The sequence below is a fragment of the Actinoplanes sp. NPDC023714 genome, assembly GCF_040639855.1.
Lineage (GTDB): Bacteria > Actinomycetota > Actinomycetes > Mycobacteriales > Micromonosporaceae > Actinoplanes.
The window spans coordinates 924,611-941,145 of the sequence record NZ_JBFAAR010000002.1; the positions used below are offsets into that span (position 1 = coordinate 924,611).

The 16,535-nt window shown below is 70.4% G+C and carries 20 protein-coding genes and 1 pseudogene; 9 read left to right on the forward strand and 12 right to left on the reverse strand.

Features of this window, described 5'->3' with window-relative positions; genetic code table 11:
- Nucleotides 1-7: 7 nt before the first annotated feature.
- Nucleotides 8-1,054 (reverse strand): NAD(P)-dependent alcohol dehydrogenase, encoded by a 1,047-nt coding sequence (locus AB0G10_RS12320; RefSeq protein WP_360920721.1) that lies wholly within the window; start codon nucleotides 1,052-1,054, stop codon nucleotides 8-10.
- Between the two features lie 121 nt (nucleotides 1,055-1,175).
- Between AB0G10_RS12320 and AB0G10_RS12325 the strand changes: the two genes are divergently transcribed.
- The 3 genes from AB0G10_RS12325 to AB0G10_RS12335 all read left to right on the forward strand — a co-directional run bounded on the left by AB0G10_RS12325 (nucleotide 1,176) and on the right by AB0G10_RS12335 (nucleotide 3,729).
- Nucleotides 1,176-2,081 (forward strand): nuclease, encoded by a 906-nt coding sequence (locus AB0G10_RS12325; RefSeq protein WP_360919118.1) that lies wholly within the window; start codon nucleotides 1,176-1,178, stop codon nucleotides 2,079-2,081.
- 107 nt (nucleotides 2,082-2,188) lie between these two features.
- On the forward strand, nucleotides 2,189-2,596 hold the full coding sequence (locus tag AB0G10_RS12330) for a YciI family protein (protein ID WP_360919120.1): 408 nt from the start codon (nucleotides 2,189-2,191) through the stop codon (nucleotides 2,594-2,596).
- Nucleotides 2,593-3,729 carry a DUF6596 domain-containing protein gene (locus tag AB0G10_RS12335; protein WP_360919122.1) on the forward strand — a complete coding sequence of 379 codons (1,137 nt, stop codon included), beginning with the start codon at nucleotides 2,593-2,595 and terminating at the stop codon, nucleotides 3,727-3,729. The genes AB0G10_RS12330 and AB0G10_RS12335 overlap by 4 nt, the downstream gene beginning before the upstream one ends.
- Here the strand turns inward: AB0G10_RS12335 and rpsN are convergent.
- Genes rpsN through rpmB form a run of 3 tightly spaced genes read right to left on the reverse strand, consistent with a single transcriptional unit; the run spans nucleotide 3,726 to nucleotide 4,416 of the window.
- Complete coding sequence (gene rpsN, locus AB0G10_RS12340) at nucleotides 3,726-4,031, reverse strand: 30S ribosomal protein S14 (protein ID WP_360919124.1); 306 nt, start codon at nucleotides 4,029-4,031, stop codon at nucleotides 3,726-3,728. The genes AB0G10_RS12335 and rpsN overlap by 4 nt on opposite strands.
- Nucleotides 4,031-4,183: a 50S ribosomal protein L33 gene (rpmG, locus tag AB0G10_RS12345; protein WP_360919126.1), complete on the reverse strand. Its 153-nt coding sequence runs from the start codon at nucleotides 4,181-4,183 to the stop codon at nucleotides 4,031-4,033. Before rpmG ends, rpsN begins: the two co-directional genes overlap by 1 nt.
- Nucleotides 4,183-4,416, reverse strand: coding sequence for a 50S ribosomal protein L28 (gene rpmB, locus AB0G10_RS12350; RefSeq protein WP_360919128.1), 234 nt, complete (start codon nucleotides 4,414-4,416; stop codon nucleotides 4,183-4,185). Before rpmB ends, rpmG begins: the two co-directional genes overlap by 1 nt.
- A 37-nt stretch (nucleotides 4,417-4,453) precedes the next feature.
- On the opposite strand from rpmB, the gene AB0G10_RS12355 reads away from it, so the two are divergent.
- The 4 genes and pseudogenes from AB0G10_RS12355 to AB0G10_RS12370 all read left to right on the forward strand — a co-directional run.
- Nucleotides 4,454-5,680, forward strand: a complete 1,227-nt coding sequence (locus tag AB0G10_RS12355; RefSeq protein WP_360920724.1) for a GTP-binding protein — start codon at nucleotides 4,454-4,456, stop codon at nucleotides 5,678-5,680.
- Nucleotides 5,677-5,928, forward strand: a complete 252-nt coding sequence (locus tag AB0G10_RS12360; RefSeq protein WP_360919130.1) for a type B 50S ribosomal protein L31 — start codon at nucleotides 5,677-5,679, stop codon at nucleotides 5,926-5,928. Before AB0G10_RS12355 ends, AB0G10_RS12360 begins: the two co-directional genes overlap by 4 nt.
- A 283-nt stretch (nucleotides 5,929-6,211) precedes the next feature.
- On the forward strand, nucleotides 6,212-6,448 hold the full coding sequence (locus AB0G10_RS12365) for a hypothetical protein (protein ID WP_360919132.1): 237 nt from the start codon (nucleotides 6,212-6,214) through the stop codon (nucleotides 6,446-6,448).
- A 1,022-nt stretch (nucleotides 6,449-7,470) separates the two neighbouring features.
- Nucleotides 7,471-8,205 (forward strand): annotated as a pseudogene (locus AB0G10_RS12370) (helix-turn-helix transcriptional regulator); the annotation flags it as partial.
- 148 nt (nucleotides 8,206-8,353) lie between these two features.
- Here AB0G10_RS12370 and AB0G10_RS12375 read toward each other — a convergent pair.
- Together AB0G10_RS12375 and AB0G10_RS12380 are read right to left on the reverse strand one after the other, a co-directional pair.
- Entirely contained in the window at nucleotides 8,354-8,560 is a 207-nt protein-coding gene (locus AB0G10_RS12375; protein WP_360920726.1) for a DUF397 domain-containing protein, read from the reverse strand.
- Between the two features lie 235 nt (nucleotides 8,561-8,795).
- Complete coding sequence (locus AB0G10_RS12380; RefSeq protein WP_360919134.1) at nucleotides 8,796-10,004, reverse strand: helix-turn-helix domain-containing protein; 1,209 nt, start codon at nucleotides 10,002-10,004, stop codon at nucleotides 8,796-8,798.
- A 64-nt stretch (nucleotides 10,005-10,068) separates the two neighbouring features.
- On the opposite strand from AB0G10_RS12380, the gene AB0G10_RS12385 reads away from it, so the two are divergent.
- Complete coding sequence (locus tag AB0G10_RS12385; protein ID WP_360919136.1) at nucleotides 10,069-11,523, forward strand: NAD(P)/FAD-dependent oxidoreductase; 1,455 nt, start codon at nucleotides 10,069-10,071, stop codon at nucleotides 11,521-11,523.
- Here the strand turns inward: AB0G10_RS12385 and AB0G10_RS12390 are convergent.
- From AB0G10_RS12390 to AB0G10_RS12410, 5 genes are read right to left on the reverse strand one after another with little or no spacing between them, the layout of a single operon-like run.
- Nucleotides 11,471-11,818, reverse strand: a complete 348-nt coding sequence (locus tag AB0G10_RS12390; RefSeq protein ID WP_360919138.1) for a metalloregulator ArsR/SmtB family transcription factor — start codon at nucleotides 11,816-11,818, stop codon at nucleotides 11,471-11,473. The genes AB0G10_RS12385 and AB0G10_RS12390 overlap by 53 nt on opposite strands.
- On the reverse strand, nucleotides 11,815-12,618 hold the full coding sequence (locus tag AB0G10_RS12395; protein ID WP_360919140.1) for a metal ABC transporter permease: 804 nt from the start codon (nucleotides 12,616-12,618) through the stop codon (nucleotides 11,815-11,817). Before AB0G10_RS12395 ends, AB0G10_RS12390 begins: the two co-directional genes overlap by 4 nt.
- Nucleotides 12,615-13,448 carry a metal ABC transporter permease gene (locus tag AB0G10_RS12400; RefSeq protein ID WP_360919142.1) on the reverse strand — a complete coding sequence of 278 codons (834 nt, stop codon included), beginning with the start codon at nucleotides 13,446-13,448 and terminating at the stop codon, nucleotides 12,615-12,617. Before AB0G10_RS12400 ends, AB0G10_RS12395 begins: the two co-directional genes overlap by 4 nt.
- Nucleotides 13,445-14,173: a metal ABC transporter ATP-binding protein gene (locus AB0G10_RS12405; RefSeq protein ID WP_360919144.1), complete on the reverse strand. Its 729-nt coding sequence runs from the start codon at nucleotides 14,171-14,173 to the stop codon at nucleotides 13,445-13,447. The genes AB0G10_RS12400 and AB0G10_RS12405 overlap by 4 nt, the downstream gene beginning before the upstream one ends.
- A gap of 2 nt (nucleotides 14,174-14,175) precedes the next feature.
- Entirely contained in the window at nucleotides 14,176-15,132 is a 957-nt protein-coding gene (locus AB0G10_RS12410) for a metal ABC transporter substrate-binding protein (protein ID WP_360919146.1), read from the reverse strand.
- A gap of 101 nt (nucleotides 15,133-15,233) precedes the next feature.
- On the opposite strand from AB0G10_RS12410, the gene AB0G10_RS12415 reads away from it, so the two are divergent.
- Nucleotides 15,234-15,710, forward strand: coding sequence for a VOC family protein (locus AB0G10_RS12415; protein WP_360919148.1), 477 nt, complete (start codon nucleotides 15,234-15,236; stop codon nucleotides 15,708-15,710).
- Nucleotides 15,711-15,818: 108 nt separating this feature from the next.
- Here the strand turns inward: AB0G10_RS12415 and AB0G10_RS12420 are convergent, their stop codons facing one another.
- Nucleotides 15,819-16,520 carry a phenylalanine--tRNA ligase beta subunit-related protein gene (locus AB0G10_RS12420; protein ID WP_360919150.1) on the reverse strand — a complete coding sequence of 234 codons (702 nt, stop codon included), beginning with the start codon at nucleotides 16,518-16,520 and terminating at the stop codon, nucleotides 15,819-15,821.
- Nucleotides 16,521-16,535 lie beyond the last annotated feature (15 nt).

Sequence of the window (16,535 nt, forward strand, 5' to 3'; positions counted from 1 at the left end):
TACTTGCCTATTTCCGCAGGCTGTCGATGTCGATCACGAACCGGTAGCGGACGTCGGACTTCAGCACCCGCTCGTAGGCCTCGTTCACCGCCTCGGCGTCGATGATCTCCACCTCGGGGGCGATGCCGCGCTCGGCGCAGAAGTCCAGCATCTCCTGGGTCTCGGCGATGCCGCCGATGCTGGAGCCGGCGAACGAGCGGCGGTTGTTGAACAGCGTGAAGACCTGCACGGGCAGCGGCTCCGGCGGGGCGCCGACGCTGACCAGCGTGCCGTCGAGGCGCAGCAGGCCCAGGTAGGCGCGCATGTCGATCGGGGCGCTGACCGTGTTGATGATCAGGTCGAAGCTGTTCTTCAGCTTCTCGAACGTGGCCGGGTCGCTCGTGGCGTGGTAGTCGCCCGCGCCGAAGGCGAGGCCGTCCTCCTTCTTGCCGAGCGTCTGCGACAGCACCGTCACATCGGCGCCCATCGCGGCGGCGATCTTGACGGCCATGTGGCCGAGCCCGCCCATGCCGACGACGGCGACCCTCTTGCCGGGGCCGGCGTTCCAGTGCGCCAGCGGCGAGTAGGTGGTGATGCCGGCGCAGAGCAGCGGCGCCGCCTTCTCGACCGGGATCGACTCCGGCACCCGCAGCACGAAGTCCTGGTCGACGACGATGTGGGTGGAGTAGCCGCCCTGGGTGATCGTGCCGTCCCGGTCGACGGCGGCGTACGTGCCGGTGTTGCCGGCGAGGCAGTACTGCTCCTGGCCGGCCTTGCAGTTCTCACACTCCCGGCACGAGTTGACCATGCAGCCGACGCCGACCCGGTCGCCGACGGCGTAGCGGGTCACCTCGCTGCCGATCTCGGTCACGTGCCCGACGATCTCGTGGCCGACGGTGAGCGGGTAGGGCACCTGGCCCCACTCGGCGCGCACCGTGTGGATGTCGGAGTGGCAGATGCCGGCGTAGGCGATCTCGATGAGGACATCGGCCGGGCCCACGTCACGGCGCTCGACGGTGGTGCGGACGAGCGGCTCGGTGGCCGAGGGGGCGGCGATGGCGTTGACGGTGAGAATGACTTCCTCCTTCTGGTGGCTCTAGTTGATCACACCCGCTTCACGGTCGGGTTTCTTCCACGCCGTAGGCGTAGCCCGAAGCAGGTGATGCACTGGCGTCATCCCTGCTAGGAGGATCGTGATGATCGAGCCTGTGCAAGTCTTCTGGGCGCCGACCGGCGCCAGCATGCCGACCCTGGGTACCCGACCACTATTGGATGTAACGGACGGGGACACGCCGAACCTGCGGATGCCGGTCCGGATGCTCTCGGTCGACACCCCCGAGGTGACGGCGCGCAGCGCGGACCGGGCCGCGCAGATCGACGAGGAGTTCTCGCAGCTCGCCGAGTGGATCCACAAGGGGCTCGCGCCGATCTCCTCGGAGCTCGGCGAGTTCCTGAAGCCCCGGCTGGACAGCGGGCAGGCCGGCTCGCTGCAGTTCTCCCAGGGGCAGGCCGCCTCGGCGTTCTCGAAGGAGAACATCGCCAAGCGCCTGGCCCGGCCGGGCGGACAGCCCCGGTCGATGTTCATCCGGGTGGCGGACAGCCCGTTCGACAGCAACCACCGGCTGCTCGCCTACCTCGCGCCGGACTACACCGAGAAGGAACGCCGGGAGCTTCCGAAGCGGCTGCGGCCCACCTTCAACCTCGACCTGGTGACCGCGGGCTGGGCGGCGCCGTTCGTCATCTACCCGGACATCCCGGCCGCCGACGACCTCGCCCTGCTGATCGAGGCGGCGTCCGGCGCCCGCGCCGACGGCCTCGGCATCTGGGCCAACCCGCAGACCCTGCTCGCGTACGAGTATCGCGCCATGGAGAAGCTCTTCGACATCACCAAGAAGAAGGTGAACGGGCAGCCGCTGAAGGTCGACGAGCGCTCCTGGCGCGAACGCTACTGCGCCGACCTGCGCAACCGGGTGCTGCACGGCCCGGAGGACTGGTTCGCCGTCGACCCGGAGTACCGCCTGTTCCTCTGGCCGGCCGACCTGCGCGACGCGGTCGCCCGCCTCAACCTCACCCCCTCCGCGCGGCTCGCCTCGGGTCGCTAGAAAAAAGTTCGCCGAAAACGTCGGCGGGATGTCGAGACGCGGCGGCGGGCTCCGTCCCCGGGGTAGATGTGGCCACAATGGGTCACGCCAGACCGAGGAGAGACACCATGCCGAAGTACCTGCTGCTGAAGCACTACCGTGGCGCGCCGGCTCCGGTCAACGACGTGCCGATGGAGAAGTGGACGCCGGAGGAGATCACGGCGCACATCCAGTACATGAACGACTTCGCGGCCAAGCTGGAGTCCAGCGGCGAGTTCGTGGACGGGCAGGCGCTGGCGCCCGAGGGCGCCTGGGTGCAGTACGGGGGCGAGGGCCGGCCGCCGGTCACCGACGGCCCGTTCGCCGAGACGAAGGACCTCATCGCCGGGTGGATGATCATCGACGTGGAGACGTACGAGCGGGCCGTCGAGCTGGCCGGGGAGCTGTCCGCGGCGCCCGGCAAGGACGGCAAGCCGATCCACGAGTGGCTGGAGGTCCGGCCGTTCCTGACCGCGCACCCGACCGCCACGGAATGAACTTCCGCGAGCTCACCCCGAGCGTGATCGGTGTCCTCGTCCGCCGCGGAGCCGGCTTCGCGGCGGCCGAGGACGCCGTGCAGGACGCGCTGATCGACGCGGTCCGGGTGTGGCCGGACGAGCCGCCCCGCGACCCGTTGGGGTGGCTCGTCACGGTGGCCTGGCGCCGCTACCTCGACGCGACCCGTGCCGACGCGGCCCGCCGCCGGCGCGAGGACGTGGTCTCCGAGGAGCCGGCGCCGGGCCCCGCCGCCTCGGTCGACGACACGCTGCAGCTGTACTTCCTGTGCGCGCATCCGTCGCTGACCCCGGCGTCGGCGGTGGCGCTGACGCTCCGGGCGGTCGGCGGGCTGACCACCCGGCAGATCGCCGACGCCTACCTGGTGCCCGAGGCGACCATGGCGCAGCGGATCAGCCGGGCGAAGCGGACCGTGTCCGGGGTGCGCTTCGACCAGCCGGGGGACGTCGCGACCGTGCTGCGGGTGCTCTACCTGGTCTTCAACGAGGGCTACTCCGGCGACGTCGACCTGGCGGCCGAGGCGATCCGGCTCACCCGCCAGCTGGCCGCCTCGGTCGATCATCCGGAGGTGGCCGGGTTGCTGGCGCTCATGCTGCTGCACCACGCCCGGCGGCGGGCACGCACCGACGAGAGCGGCAGCCTGGTCCGGCTCGCGGCGCAGGACCGCGGGCGGTGGGACACCGCGCTGATCGCCGAGGGCGTGGAGATCCTGCAGGCGGCGCTGGCCCGGGACCGGCTCGGCGAGTTCCAGGCGCAGGCCGCGATCGCGGCGCTGCACGCGGACGCGCCGGCGGCCGAGGAGACCGACTGGGTGCAGATCGTCGAGTGGTACGACGAGCTCGTGGCACTCACCGGCAGCCCGGTCGTGCGCCTCAACCGGGCCGTCGCCGTGGGCGAGGCGGACGGCGCCCGGGCCGGCCTCAAGGCGCTCGCCGACCTCGACGCCGGCCTGCCCCGCCATGCCGCCGCCGCGGCCTACCTGCACGAACGCGACGGCGACCCGGCGACGGCGGCCCGGCTCTACGCCGAGGCGGCGCGGCGGGCCACCACCACCCCCGAGCGTGATCACCTGACCCGCCAGGCCGCGCGTCTCAACGCGCTCCTCGATTCCTAGAGAGATGCCTTGCGCACGCCGGGCAGTTCGCCGCGCAGCGCCAACTCACGGAAGCGCACCCGGGACAGTCCGAACCGTGCCAGGACACCCCTCGGCCGCCCGTCGATCTGATCCCGGTTGCGGCGGCGGCTCGGGCTGGAGTCGCGCGGCAGGGTGGACAGGCGGCGGACGGCCGCCTCCCGCTCGGCCGGGCCGGTGGCCGGAGCCGCGATCGTCTTCTTGAGGCCGGCCCGCCGCTCGGCGTAGCGGTCCACGAGGGCGGCCCGGCGCTGCTCGCGCTCGATCAGACCACGGCGGGCCATCAGCGGTCCTCCCGGAACTCGACGTGCCGGCGCACCGCCGGGTCGTATTTGCGCAGCACCAGCCGGTCCGGGTGGGTGCGCCGGTTCTTCCGGGTCACGTACGTGTACCCGCTCCCCGCCGTACTCCGCAGCTTGATCACCCGGTCGCGCATCAGACCGCCACTCCCCTGGCGCGCAGGCGGGCCACGACCGAGTCGATGCCGTCCCTGTCGATGATCTTCAGCCCGGTGGTGCTGACGGTGAGCCGGATCGTGCGGCCGTCGGCGAGGCGGAAGCGGCGGCGCTGCACGTTCGGGTTCCAGCGGCGGCGGGTGCGGCGGTGCGAGTGGGACACGGCGTTGCCGAAGCTCGGCTTCGCGCCTGTCACGTCACAGATATTGGACATGGCGTCAGACTAGACAATGAAAATCGTTTCCAACAAGATGGGGGTCGTGAAGATTGCTGTTGACCACCGACCGGCCGTCACCGTGCTCTCCGGGCTGTCCCCCGGCACCACGCAGGCGGCGGCCCGCGCCCTGCTGATCGAGGACCCCGCCCTGCTCGCCGTCCGCCACGACATCTCCGCGATCCGCGAGGGCCGGATACGCCGGGTCGTCGAGTCGGCCGACCGGATCCTCGAGGAGGCGGAGATCCCGCTCGAGCACGGCTGCGTCTCGTGCACCCTGCGCGAGGACGCGCTGCCGACCCTCGTACGCATGGCTCGTGAATGTCCCGGCAGCGACATCCTGCTGGTGCTGCCGCCGGCCGTGGAGCCGGAAGCGGTCGCCACGGCCTGTGCGCACACCCTCGTCGACGGCGCGCCGGTGACCGCGGCCCTGCGCTTCGACTCCTATGTCACGGTCGTCGACGCCGACCGCTTCCTCGACGACCTGGCGAGCACCGACGACCTGCGCGACCGGGACATGCACGCGGCCGACGACGATCACCGCGCGGTCGCCGAGGTCTGCGCCCACCAGGTCGAGTTCAGCGACACCGTTCTTTTGTGGAGCCGCCCGGACAGCGATCCGCTCGACCTGGAGCGCCTGGATCTTCTGGTACGTCGTTTAGCACCGTGGTCGGCGCACGTCACGACCGGGACCGCGCCGCCCCTGGACTGCGCGAGCCTGGCGGCCGACCTCCGGCGCACCGGCCGCCACGATCCGAACCGTCCCGGCCTGCTCGGCCTGGCGCTGGAGGGCCGGCAGATCGCGGTGCACGACGGCGAGACGTCGGTGGTGTTCCGCTCCCGGCGCCCGTTCCACCCGCTGCGCCTGCACGAGGCCCTGGAGAGCATCACCGAGCACGCCCTGCGCGGCCGCGGCCAGCTCTGGATCGCCAGCCAGCCGGACGCGGTGATCGCGTTCGAGGCCGCCGGCGGCGGGGTGAGCCTCGGCAGCCTCGGCTACTGGCTGGCGGCGCTGCCGGTCGAGCGCTGGACCGAGACGAGCGACGAGCGCCGGATAGCCGCCGACCTGAACTGGGACCCGTACTACGGCGACCGCCAGACGGTCCTCGCCCTGATCGGTTTCGGCCTGGACGCCACCTATCTGACCGGCCTGCTCGACGCCTGCCTGCTCACCGACGACGAGCTCGCCGACGGCGTCGACGCGTGGCGCCACCTGACCGACCCGTTCGCGGGCTGCTTCCCACTCAAGGAGATCCAACGATGAAACCCGGCATCCACCCCGACTACCACCCGGTCGTCTACCGCGACCGCAGCGCCGGCTTCGCCTTCCTCACCCGCTCGACGGCGACCAGCGACAAGACCGTCGACTGGGAGGACGGCAACACCTACCCGGTCATCGACGTCGAGATCTCCTCGGCCAGCCACCCCTTCTGGACCGGCCGCTCCCGCCTCCTCGACACAGCGGGCCGAGTCGAGAAATTCCGCGCGAAGTACGCCCGCAAGCGCGGCTGACATCCCCGGGGCCCGGCGGCTCCCACGAGCCGCTGGGCGCGCGACAACGCTGCACACCAAGCAAGTCAACCGCTCCTCATTCGGCACCATAGAGGGAAACACGGAACGGCACGTAGTCGCGACGTGCCGTCACGGGTTAAATCATCGATACGTAGGGGGTGGTCTCGTGGCGGACGACAATTCAGCACCTCTCCGGGTTGAGCTGCAGAAATCGACCGCGCAACGGCCCAGCGGGACCGCCCGGGCCGGCGTGCCGCGAACGCCCAGCCCTCATGAAAGATCGATGTTTCCCGATCTGCGCCTAACCGTTCTCCTTGCAGGCCTGATGGCTTCCTCGATCTACGCCGCCGTGTCCCTGATCGTGTTCGCGCTTCTAGCACGCGCATTCTTCGCCAACGAAGCCCGCGTCTTCTCGATGGGACTCATCGCCGCAGGTTCTCTGGTGACCACGTGCGTGGGCAGCTGGTTGAGCCAGCCCGCGGTGACGCGGCTCGTCACCCGGCATCTCGGCTCTCACTGAGCGCCGTCTTCCTGCGCATCGGAAGGCTCGGGCTCGCCCGGGGCGGTCTCCCCTGCCGAGCCCGGGGCGGTCTCGCCTGCCGAGCCCGGGGCAGTCTCGCCTGCCGAGCCCGGGGCGGGGGGCGTGCCTGTCGCACGCCGGGCGAACACAGCGCCACCGGATGCCGCGATCGCTACGGTGATCGCAGCCGTCCCCGGCCACGACCCTATAGACATCATCTTCACGAGAACCACTACGGTGCCGGCCACGACGATCCCCGCGATCAATGCGTACAACGCGGCGTGCACGAGAAAGATCGTCACAAATTCGCGGAGCGACCTCGCACGCCCCGTTGCCCGCTCGAGGGAATCCAGGATGGCGACGAGCCAGCCCGGGTTCCGGGTTGGCGACGGGGAGGGGCAGGCCGCGGGTGGCGGCACCAGCAACGGCACCCAGGAGTGTGACGTAGCTCCCGGCTCGCCGCCTTTTTGAGGATCCCGGACCTCGTCCCCGGCTTCCGCGTCACTCCCGACCGGCCCGTGGACTGCCGACATCGCGCCCGATTCCCCCGTCGTGGACGCCGGAGTGTCTCGTCTCCGCCACGGCGCGTACCAACGACGCCGATACGAAACGGCAGGCGCAGATCGCGGAACGGGCGATGGCTCGCCCGCTCGGCCCGTGGCCTCGTGATTCGTCGGTGGCGTCCTGGGCACGCTGACTCCGGTCTTCGAAGCCGGGACACCTCGGGTCTCGCTCCACGAGAGAGTGGGACTGGAACACGACGATCCGAGTTGCCAGTCCCAACGGGAGATGACGGGTACTCTCCGTTAGGTGGTCACACTCAGGATGCGCCCACTTGCTAGCAGCAGGTAGCTAGTAGCAATATTGCTCCCTGTCGTCGGAGCGTGACCCTTCCCGCCGCCTGCCACTCGCGCCTTGATACCCACTATCTGCTACTACCCACTTGCGGGTCACCATACGTCCCTCGCCGCCTCCGAGCACTCAGCGGACCTGCTTTCCATCCAGCCAGGAGATCGCCGATCATGGAGCAACATCTCGATCCCACCGTGCAGCGACGTCGCTTGAGGATCGAACTTCGCCGGGCACGATCAGAACGAGGCCTGACCCAGAGACAGGTCGCCGAAGAACTCGGCTGGTCGCCATCGAAGCTGCTGAGAATCGAAAACGGACAGGTCGGCGTCCAGCAAACAGATCTTCGAGCCCTGCTCGATTGCTATCAAGTGAACGACCCCGACCTGATGAAGTCCCTGACCGAAATGGCCCGGGCCAGCCGGCAACAGGGCTGGAGTCATTACCGCGACGTGCTGGGCCGTGAGTTCAGGGCCTATCTGAGCTACGAGGAATCTGCGTCACTGCTGCGCCAGAGCGAACCCCTCATCGTGCCCGGCCTGCTCCAGACGGAGGAGTACGCCCGCGCGGTCAACCAGGCCTACGCCAGTACCGAAACCACCGAGCGCGACATCGAACGCCAGACCGAGGCCCGGATGTTGCGACAGTCGATCCTGGATCGTGAGGCCGCCCCACAGATGTTCTTCATCCTTGACGAAGCCGTCGTCAGGAGATGGGCGGGCGCGAAGCCCCGAGACGGCAAGGTGATGGTTCGGCAGCTCAGGCGCTTACAGGAACTGAACGAGCGTCCCCAGATCAGCATCCAGATCATGCCCTTCACACAGGGGTTCCACTTCGGCATGAGGCGAGGCTTCACGATGCTCGAGTTCGCCGACCCCGAGGACGACGAACTGCTCTTCCTCGACAACCGAGCCGCCAGCGTCTCCCCCCCGCGAGGACGAGGACATCATCGCGGAGTACAAGGACAAGTTCTATCGCCTCGAGGAGACCGCCCTGGAACAGAGCGCCACCGCGAACTTCCTCGAGTCGGTCATCGCCGAGATGAACTGACAGCGTTCAGGCGACCTCGCCTCCGCTCTCCACCACCCACCGGAGGAAGGATTGCCACTCGGCCACCGAGAAGATCAGCACCGGCCCTTCCGGCATCTTCGAATCACGGATCGCGACCTCGCCGCCCAGAAAAGCCACCTCGACGCACGCGTTGTTGCCGGTACTACGCGTGCTCTTGCGCCAGACAGCGTTGCTCCAGACCGACTCCGTCACTGCCTCTCCCACCCACGGAGGTTGCCGTGCGATCCCGCCACGGCCCTCTTCCACGGCATCAAGTTCGGCGGCGTCATAGTCGACTTCCCAGGTCAGGTCGCCGGCCCACCCGTCGGCATGCGGCAAGACATTGGATCTACATTGACAGGCTTGATTCTGCCATGCCGCGGCTCCGCTACGCCACCATGCCCGCACAGGGCGTCACCGCCAAGAGCGGCGCCCCTGCCCACACCGGTCAACCCCTCCAGCGCAGCAGCTCGATGGCGGCCGCGACGCTCACCAGGTTCTCGGCCAGCGGGCGCGGCAGCAGCCGGTCGGCGCGGGCGAGGCGGCGCACCACGGTGTTGCGGTGGGTGAAGAGGCGTTCGGCGGTGCGGGTCGTGCTGCACTGCTCGCTCACGTAGACGGCGACCGTCTCGCGCGTCTCGGCGTCGGCGTGGAGGAGGTCGCCGAGGGTGTCGGTGAGGAACTCGCCGGCCTGGACCGGGTCGGCGGTGAGCAGGGCGGCGAGCTGGACATCGGTGTAGCGGGCCACCTGCTGCGGGGAGGTGAGCCTGGTCAGCATCCGCTGGGTGGTGACGGCGTCGAGGTGGCTGCGCCGGAAGCCGTCGAGGTCGGTGGCCGGCCGGCCGATCGCGATCCGGACGCCCGGCGGGAGGACGAGCCGGGCCGGGTCCGGTGCGACGGCCACCGGCAGCCACAGCCAGAGGGCGGCCGCCCCCGCCACGACGGTGAGGCGGGAGGCGGCGCCGCCGGCCCGGACCAGGGCTTCGGCCGCGGCTTCGAGCTGGTCGGAGGCGACCGGCGCCCACACGATCGCCGCCGTGTGCGGGCCGGTCAGCCGGTAGCCGAGCTGCGCCTCGGCCCGCGTCCGGCTGATCGGCGCCCCCTCCAGGATCAGCGTGACGGTGGCCCGGCGCTCGGCGTGCTCGCCACGGGTCAGCGAGGCCCGCTCCACCTCCATCCGCTCGGACACCGCCGCGATCGTGTCCTCCACGAACGTGGAGATCGACAGCGACGAGATGTCGAGCAGGTCGCGCAGCTCGGACGGGGACGCGTCGAGGTCGAAGCAGATGTCCATCCACCGCCGCCAGGCCACCGACTGCCCGGTCCGGTAGGAGTCCAGCGCCCGCTGATCCAGCCCGCGCCGCACCAGGTCACGGGCCGTGTCGAGGAGTTCCGGGGCGGGCTCGACCGGCACCCGTACCCCCGGGGTCTGGATGTTGGCGGACGTCCATCGGCGCAGATTGGCGATGTTGCTGCGCCGCACCCCCGCCACGAGCACCGGGTCCTCGGCGACCGGCCGCATCCGATCACCGCTGAGCGACGCCGCGTGCAGGCCCTCGATCCAGTCGGCGGGCGGGTCGATCGCGGCCTCGGCGCCCTGCCGGAACAGGTCGGCGACCCGCGGCGAGATCGACGGCCATGCAGCTTTCTGCACCATGCTGTGATGATGACGGTGCGTTTCGCACTGGCGCAACGGCACCGGGAAAACGCATCCTGGGAGGATGGAACATCTGGACGTGCTGATCGTCGGGGCCGGCATCTCCGGCATCGGCGCGGGGCGCTACCTGAAGACCGAGCTGCCCGCCAAGAGTTTCGCGATCCTGGAGGCCCGCGGCGCGTCCGGCGGCACCTGGGATCTCTTCCGCTATCCGGGGATCCGGTCCGATTCCGATCTGCACACCTTCGGGTACGAGTTCAAGCCGTGGCGCGACGAGGAGTCGATCGCCGACGCCCCGCGGATCCTCGCCTACCTGCGCGAGACGATCGCCGAGAACGGCCTCGAGGAGCACATCCGCTACCACCACAAGGTGACCGGTGCGTCCTGGTCGTCCGAACAGGCCCGCTGGACCGTCACCCTCGCGGACGGCAAACGGCTCACCTGTGACTGGATCTTCAGCGCCGGCGGCTACTACCGCTACGACGAGGGCTACACACCCGACTTTCCCGGCATGTCCGACTTCGGTGGGGAACTGGTTCATCCTCAGCACTGGCCCGACGATCTCGACCACGCCGGCAAGCGGATCCTCGTGATCGGCAGCGGCGCGACGGCGGTGACGCTGGTTCCGGCCATGGCGACGACCGCCGCGCACGTGACGATGCTGCAGCGCACGCCGACCTACATCCTCCCGGTGCCGAAGAAGGACCGGATCGCCAACGCGCTCAAGAAGCACCTCGGCCCGGAGCGCGGCTACGCGTGGACCCGCCGCAAGAACATCGCCCAGCAGAAGCTGATCTGGTCGTTCGCGCAGCGCTTCCCCCGGTCGGCGCGGCGGGTGATCCGCTGGGTCAACACCAAGCAGCTGCCGGCCGGCTATCCGGTCGACGAGCACTTCAACCCGCCCTACGACCCGTGGGACCAGCGGCTCTGCGCGGTGCCCGACGGCGACCTGTTCCGGGCCATCCGGCACGGCAGCGCCTCGATCGTCACCGACCGGATCGCCCGGTTCACCGCGACCGGCGTGCTGCTGGAGTCCGGCCGTACCCTCGAAGCGGACATCATCGTGACCGCCACCGGCCTGAACGTGCAGGCGTTCGGCGGCGTCCCGGTCACCGTCGACGGCCGTCCCGTGCACCTGCCGGACACCGTCGCCTACAAGGGCATGATGCTCTCCGGCGTGCCGAACCTCGCCTTCGCGATCGGCTACACCAACTCCTCCTGGACGCTCAAGATCGGCCTGCTCTGCGAGCATTTCTGCCGGCTCCTGAAACACATGGACCTTCATGGGTACGACGAATGCCGTCCCGAGGTGAGCGACCCGTCCATGCCGACCCGGCCCTTCCTCGACTTCGGGGCGGGCTACATCAAGCGCGCGGTCGGCGACCTGCCACGCCAGGGCGACCGGATGCCCTGGCTCACCTCGATGAACTACCAGTCCGACGTGAAGCTCCTCCGGGCCGACGACGTCACCGACCCGGAGCTGCACTTCTCCCGGGTGCCGGCGAAGGAGCCCGCGTGAGGGGCGTCCCCGCCGTGCGGAGGCTGTTCAGCACGCCGTCGACGAGGTCGGCCACCGCGTCGCCGGACAGGGCGTAGAAGACGTGCCGGCCCTGGCGGCGACGGCGGATCAGGCCGGCGTTCGCGAGGTGCCGCAGGTGGTGGGCGATCGCCGTGGGATGGGCCGGGACGACCTCGCCGATCCGGGCCGGGGTGGCCTCGCCCGCCTTCAGCACGACCAGGATGTGCAGCCGGTGCTCGTAGGCCATCCCCCGCAGCACCTCGACGGCCCGGCGCAGCTCCCCCGGCTCGATCATGCGGGCACGACCCTGCCCAGGAGAGGAATCGACCGCCGCAGAAGCCAGGAGAGCAGCAGGACCACCGTCGCGGTCAGGGAGATGCTCGCTCCGGCGGCCACGTTCCAGCGGGCCGAGACGGCCAGGCCGATCACGCCGCTCGCCATCGCGAGGCCGACGGCCAGGGCGGTGAGCACCGGGAGGCGGTCGGACCACAGCCGGGCCGCCGCGGCCGGGGCGACGATCAGGGACAGGGCGAGGATGGTGCCGATGGCCGGTACCAGCGTCACCACGACGACCTGGATGGTGAGCAGCAGCACCACGTCCCAGGCGCCGACCGACAGGCCGGCCGCGCGGGCGCCGGTCGGGTCGAAGCCGGTGTAGAGCAGCGGGCGGGCGCAGACCAGCAGCGTGAGCGCCACGACGACCAGGACGACCGCCGTGATCAGCAGGTCCCCGGCGCTGACCGTGAGGATCGAGCCGACCAGGAACGAGGACAGGTCCCGGCTGAAGCCGCTCTGCGTCGCGACGAGGGCGGCGCCGAGCGCGAACCCGCCGGAGAGCAGCACGCCGGTCGCCGCCGCGGCGTCCTGGCCGCGGCGCCGGGACAGCGCGGCCACCCCGAGGGCGATCACGGCGCCGGTCACCACGCCGCCGAGCAGCAGGTTCACCCCGACGATCGAGGCGGCCACCACGCCCGGGAACGTCGCGTGGGTCAGCGCCATCGTGAAGAACGAGAGGCGGCGCATCACCACGTGCACGCCGATGAGGCCGGCCAGGGCGCCGACGAGCAGCACCTCGATCACCGCGCGCTCGATCACGTCGTACTCCTCAGCATCTTCACCGGGATGAGCAGCAGGTAGAACAGCACGAGCAGCAGCACCACCGCGGACGCCGAGGTCAGCGCCACCCCGTACCGGAGCGAGGCGGTCCAGGACAGGAGCAGGCCCAGATATCCGGCGGCGAGCACGAGCACCCCGCCGACGCCGGCCATCACGGCGAGCCGGTCCGACACCATCCGCGCGGCCGCCGCCGGGACGATCAGCAGCGCCACCACGAGGATCGTCCCGACCGCGCGCACGGCGGCCACCACGACGAGGGCGAGCAGCACGTTCAGCCACAGGTCGAGCCGGCCGACCCGGAAACCGGCGGCGGCCGCACCCACCGGATCGAAGGCGCGGAACACCAGGGCCCGGGCGGTGACCAGCAGCCCGGCCAGGATCACCACCGCGAGCACGGCGGTCTCGGCGATCTGCTGCGGCGTCACGGTCAGCAGCCGTCCGAAGAGAAAGGACGTCAGATCCGATGTGTACGAGGCCCGGCGCGACACCAGCACCACACCTATCGAGAACATGGCGGTGAGCAGGACCGCCGTCGCGGCGTCGCCGGTGAGCCGGGCCCCGCGCGTCAGCACGGTGAGCACCACGGCGGTGAGCACGCCCGCGACCAGGGCGCCGGGGAACACTCCCTCGATGCCGGCCGCCGCGAACCCGATCACGACACCGGGGAAGACGGTGTGTGTCAGCGCGTCCGAGACGAACGACAGGCGGCGCACGAACACGAGGACGCTGATCGGGCCGCAGATCAGTGCGAGCAGGGCGATCTCGGCGAGGGCGCGGCCCATGAACGGTACGGTGAACGGCTCGATCACGGCTCCACCAGCACGGTCCGGCCGTCGTCCAGGGCCACGGCGCTCCCGCCGTACGTCTGGCGCAGCGCACTGACCGTGAGTGTCTCTCCTGGCTTGCCCACCGCCCACTGCCGCCCGTTGAGGAGGCAGACGAGGTCGGCGAGGTCGCGGGCGAGACCGAGGTCGTGGGTGCTGACGACCATGGCGGTGCCGGCGGCCGACAGCTCCCGCAGGACCGTCACGATGGCCTCCTGGCTGACCGCGTCGACGCCGTTGAACGGCTCGTCGAGCAGCAGCAGCTTCGGCGCGGCGACGATGGCGCGGGCCAGCAGCACGCGCTGGCGCTGGCCGCCGGAGAGGGTGCCGAAGCGGTGGCCGGCCCGGTCCTCCATCCCGACTCTGCGGAGGGCGTCGGTGACGGCGGCGCGGTCGGCCCTCCCGGCGGGCCGCCACCAGCCGAGGCGGCGGTAGCGGCCCATCATGACGACCTGTCGCGCGCTGACCGGGAAGTCGGCGTCGAGGCTGCCGGACTGCGGAACGTATCCGGTCTCGTGGCGGGGCGGCGTCGTCGCGGTCCCGCCGACGATCTCGGCGAGGCCCACCATCGACTTGATCAGGGTGGATTTGCCGGCGCCGTTCGGGCCTACGAGCAGCAGTCGCTGGCCCTCGCGGATTTCCAGGTCTATGTCGGACAGAACCGGCTTGCCCTGATAGCCGACGCCGGCGCCGGAGTACCGCAGTTCCATCGTCAGCCGGCCAGCGCCTCGGTCATGACCTCGGTGTTGTGGCGCTCGGCCTCGAGGTACGAGCCGTCCGGGCCGAGGCTGTCGCCGAACAGCGCGTCCTCACCGGCGACGACCTTCACGCCGGCCTGCTGCGCGATCGCCTCGGCGGTCTTCGGCGGCAGCGAGCTTTCCGCGAAGATCGCCTTGGTGCCGGTGCTCTCGATCTTCGCGATCAGGTCGCTGAGCTGCTTCGCGGAGAGCTCGGCGCTGGTGTCGAGGCTGGGGATGACCGAGCCGACGAACTCGAGGTCGTAGCGTTCGATGTAGTAGCCGAACGCATCATGGTTGGTGACGAGCTTGCGGTCCTCGATCTTCGCCCAGGCAGCGGCGTTGTCGGCGTCGAGCTTGTCGATTTCCGCCGCATATTTCACGAAATTTGCGTTGAAGGTGGCCTTATTGGATGGGTCGGCGGCGGCCAGGCCCTTCTCGATGTTCGCCACCATGATCTTGGCGTTGCGGGGGTCGTGCCAGATGTGGGGATCGTGCTCCTCCCCTTCCTCCTCGGCGTGCTCCCCCTCCTCTTCCTCCTCGTGGTGGTGGCCGCCCTCGCGCAGCGTCACACCCTCGCTGGAGTCGACGACCGCGCCCGTGAAGCCGGCCGACTCGATCGTGCGGTCCAGCCACTCCTCGAGGCCCACGCCGTTCTTGACGACGATCTTCGCCTTGCTGATCGCCTGGAGGTCGGCGGGCGTCGGCTCGTAGTCGTGCGGGTCGACGTTCGGCTTGATGATCTGCGTGACGTCGACGCCGGCGCCGCCGATGTTGCGCACGAAGTCCGCCACCTCCGGCGTGGTGGCGACGACGGCGAGCTTCGGCTCCTCGGCGGGGGCCGCCGCCTCACTCCCGTCGCTCGACGAGCCGCACCCGGCTATCACGGTGGTGGCCGCGGCAAGACCCGCGATCCAGAGCATGCGCTTCATGGTTCTCACTCCTGTCACTGAGGAGCGGAACGATAATCATTCTCAAAATTTATCGTCTAATCGCAAATTGACGATGTGTCGACGGTGCTCGGCGGAAATCGATGGCCGGGGCCGGTGCGGCCGGCGCAGGCTTCACCGCCGCGGAGATCGCGGACTGCATCGGGCCGGCCTTGATCGGGCTGCTCGGCAGCGCGTGTCGACTTCAGGTCCGGATCGCACCCCCACCCAACACACACCCGCGAACACCAGCACCCGTGTCGACTTCAGGTCCGGATCGCACCCCCACCCAACACACACCCGCGAACACCAGCACCCGGACAGCACCTCGCCGCGGCCGGGGAGCCGCCGCCGGACCGGCCGGGGGTCGCCCTGCGGGCACCCGAGGCGGCGCTTCCCGAGTGGTCGCGGCGATCGTCGTGCAGGTGGCGGGCTGCCGCGCGGCCTGCGCGGCCCTGACCGCCGCCGGCGTCACGCTGCTCACCGCACCGGCCGAGCCGGAGTGGGGTGGCGAGGTGCGGGCGTTCCTGCGCGACCCGGACGGCCATCTCATCGAGATCAACGAGACGCTCCAACCGTGACGCCTGCGGGGCTCGCGGACGAGCTCGGGCGGCTGGACGACGCATCCGCCGACGTCGCCGAGGACGCCAAGGTGCGGCTCATGTAGCTCGGCCCGGGGGTGATCGTTCTCAGATCGACGCCGGGGAGTGAGCGGACAGCAGCCGGTGCCCGGTGCGGACGTCGGGGCCCAGCCCGCCGAGCCGGGTGATCAGTTCGCCGGCGGTGGCGTTCAGGTCCTCGTCGGACATCGGCTTCAGGGCGTCCAGGATGAACAGCGCCGACGTGGTCTCGTCGCGCAGGCGGGTGCGCCGGCCCTGCCGCCAGTTCCACCGCCGGCAGGTGACCCCCTCGTCGTCGCACCACACCACCTCGCCGGTCTCCGGGTGCTCGATCACCTCGGCGCCCGCGGCGGTGGTGTCGAACGGCTCGGCGCCGGTCGCGCGGATCAGGCGGGGCGGGCCGGCGTACCGGGCCAGGTCCTCGCCGCCGAGCGGGATGCGGTGCAGCACCGAGATCGCGTTGTAGATGTCGGTCAGCCGGTTCACCCGCGGCAGCCCGTCCGCCGCGCGCCGCAGCAGCGCCTCCAGGCTGTTGCGGGTGCGCTGCGGCTTCGCCCCGAACGCACGGTAGGCCTCCCGCCACGCCGCCACGTGCGGAACCTGCTCGACGACCAGGTCGCGGGCCGACTCCTCGGCCTCCTTGAGCAGCGCGTCACTGTCGGCGTCGCTCGGTCCCGGCACCAGCCCCTCCACGGTGATCAGCATGGCGCGGTAGCCGGGCCGCAGCGCGAACACGGCGGCATCGACGGAGGCTTCCTCGAGGATCGACATGGACGCAGCATATGC

Coding starts and splice junctions, on each gene's coding strand:
- AB0G10_RS12325 (WP_360919118.1), top strand. CDS start 1,176: ATGATCGAGCCTGTGCAAGTCTTCTGGGCGCCGACCGGCGCCAGCATG.
- AB0G10_RS12330 (WP_360919120.1), top strand. CDS start 2,189: ATGCCGAAGTACCTGCTGCTGAAGCACTACCGTGGCGCGCCGGCTCCG.
- AB0G10_RS12335 (WP_360919122.1), top strand. CDS start 2,593: ATGAACTTCCGCGAGCTCACCCCGAGCGTGATCGGTGTCCTCGTCCGC.
- rpsN (WP_360919124.1), bottom strand. CDS start 4,031: ATGGCCCGCCGTGGTCTGATCGAGCGCGAGCAGCGCCGGGCCGCCCTC.
- rpmG (WP_360919126.1), bottom strand. CDS start 4,183: ATGCGCGACCGGGTGATCAAGCTGCGGAGTACGGCGGGGAGCGGGTAC.
- rpmB (WP_360919128.1), bottom strand. CDS start 4,416: ATGTCCAATATCTGTGACGTGACAGGCGCGAAGCCGAGCTTCGGCAAC.
- AB0G10_RS12355 (WP_360920724.1), top strand. CDS start 4,454: ATGGGGGTCGTGAAGATTGCTGTTGACCACCGACCGGCCGTCACCGTG.
- AB0G10_RS12360 (WP_360919130.1), top strand. CDS start 5,677: ATGAAACCCGGCATCCACCCCGACTACCACCCGGTCGTCTACCGCGAC.
- AB0G10_RS12365 (WP_360919132.1), top strand. CDS start 6,212: ATGTTTCCCGATCTGCGCCTAACCGTTCTCCTTGCAGGCCTGATGGCT.
- AB0G10_RS12380 (WP_360919134.1), bottom strand. CDS start 10,004: ATGGTGCAGAAAGCTGCATGGCCGTCGATCTCGCCGCGGGTCGCCGAC.
- AB0G10_RS12385 (WP_360919136.1), top strand. CDS start 10,069: ATGGAACATCTGGACGTGCTGATCGTCGGGGCCGGCATCTCCGGCATC.
- AB0G10_RS12390 (WP_360919138.1), bottom strand. CDS start 11,818: ATGATCGAGCCGGGGGAGCTGCGCCGGGCCGTCGAGGTGCTGCGGGGG.
- AB0G10_RS12405 (WP_360919144.1), bottom strand. CDS start 14,173: ATGGAACTGCGGTACTCCGGCGCCGGCGTCGGCTATCAGGGCAAGCCG.
- AB0G10_RS12410 (WP_360919146.1), bottom strand. CDS start 15,132: ATGAAGCGCATGCTCTGGATCGCGGGTCTTGCCGCGGCCACCACCGTG.
- AB0G10_RS12415 (WP_360919148.1), top strand. CDS start 15,234: ATGGCCGGGGCCGGTGCGGCCGGCGCAGGCTTCACCGCCGCGGAGATC.
- AB0G10_RS12420 (WP_360919150.1), bottom strand. CDS start 16,520: ATGTCGATCCTCGAGGAAGCCTCCGTCGATGCCGCCGTGTTCGCGCTG.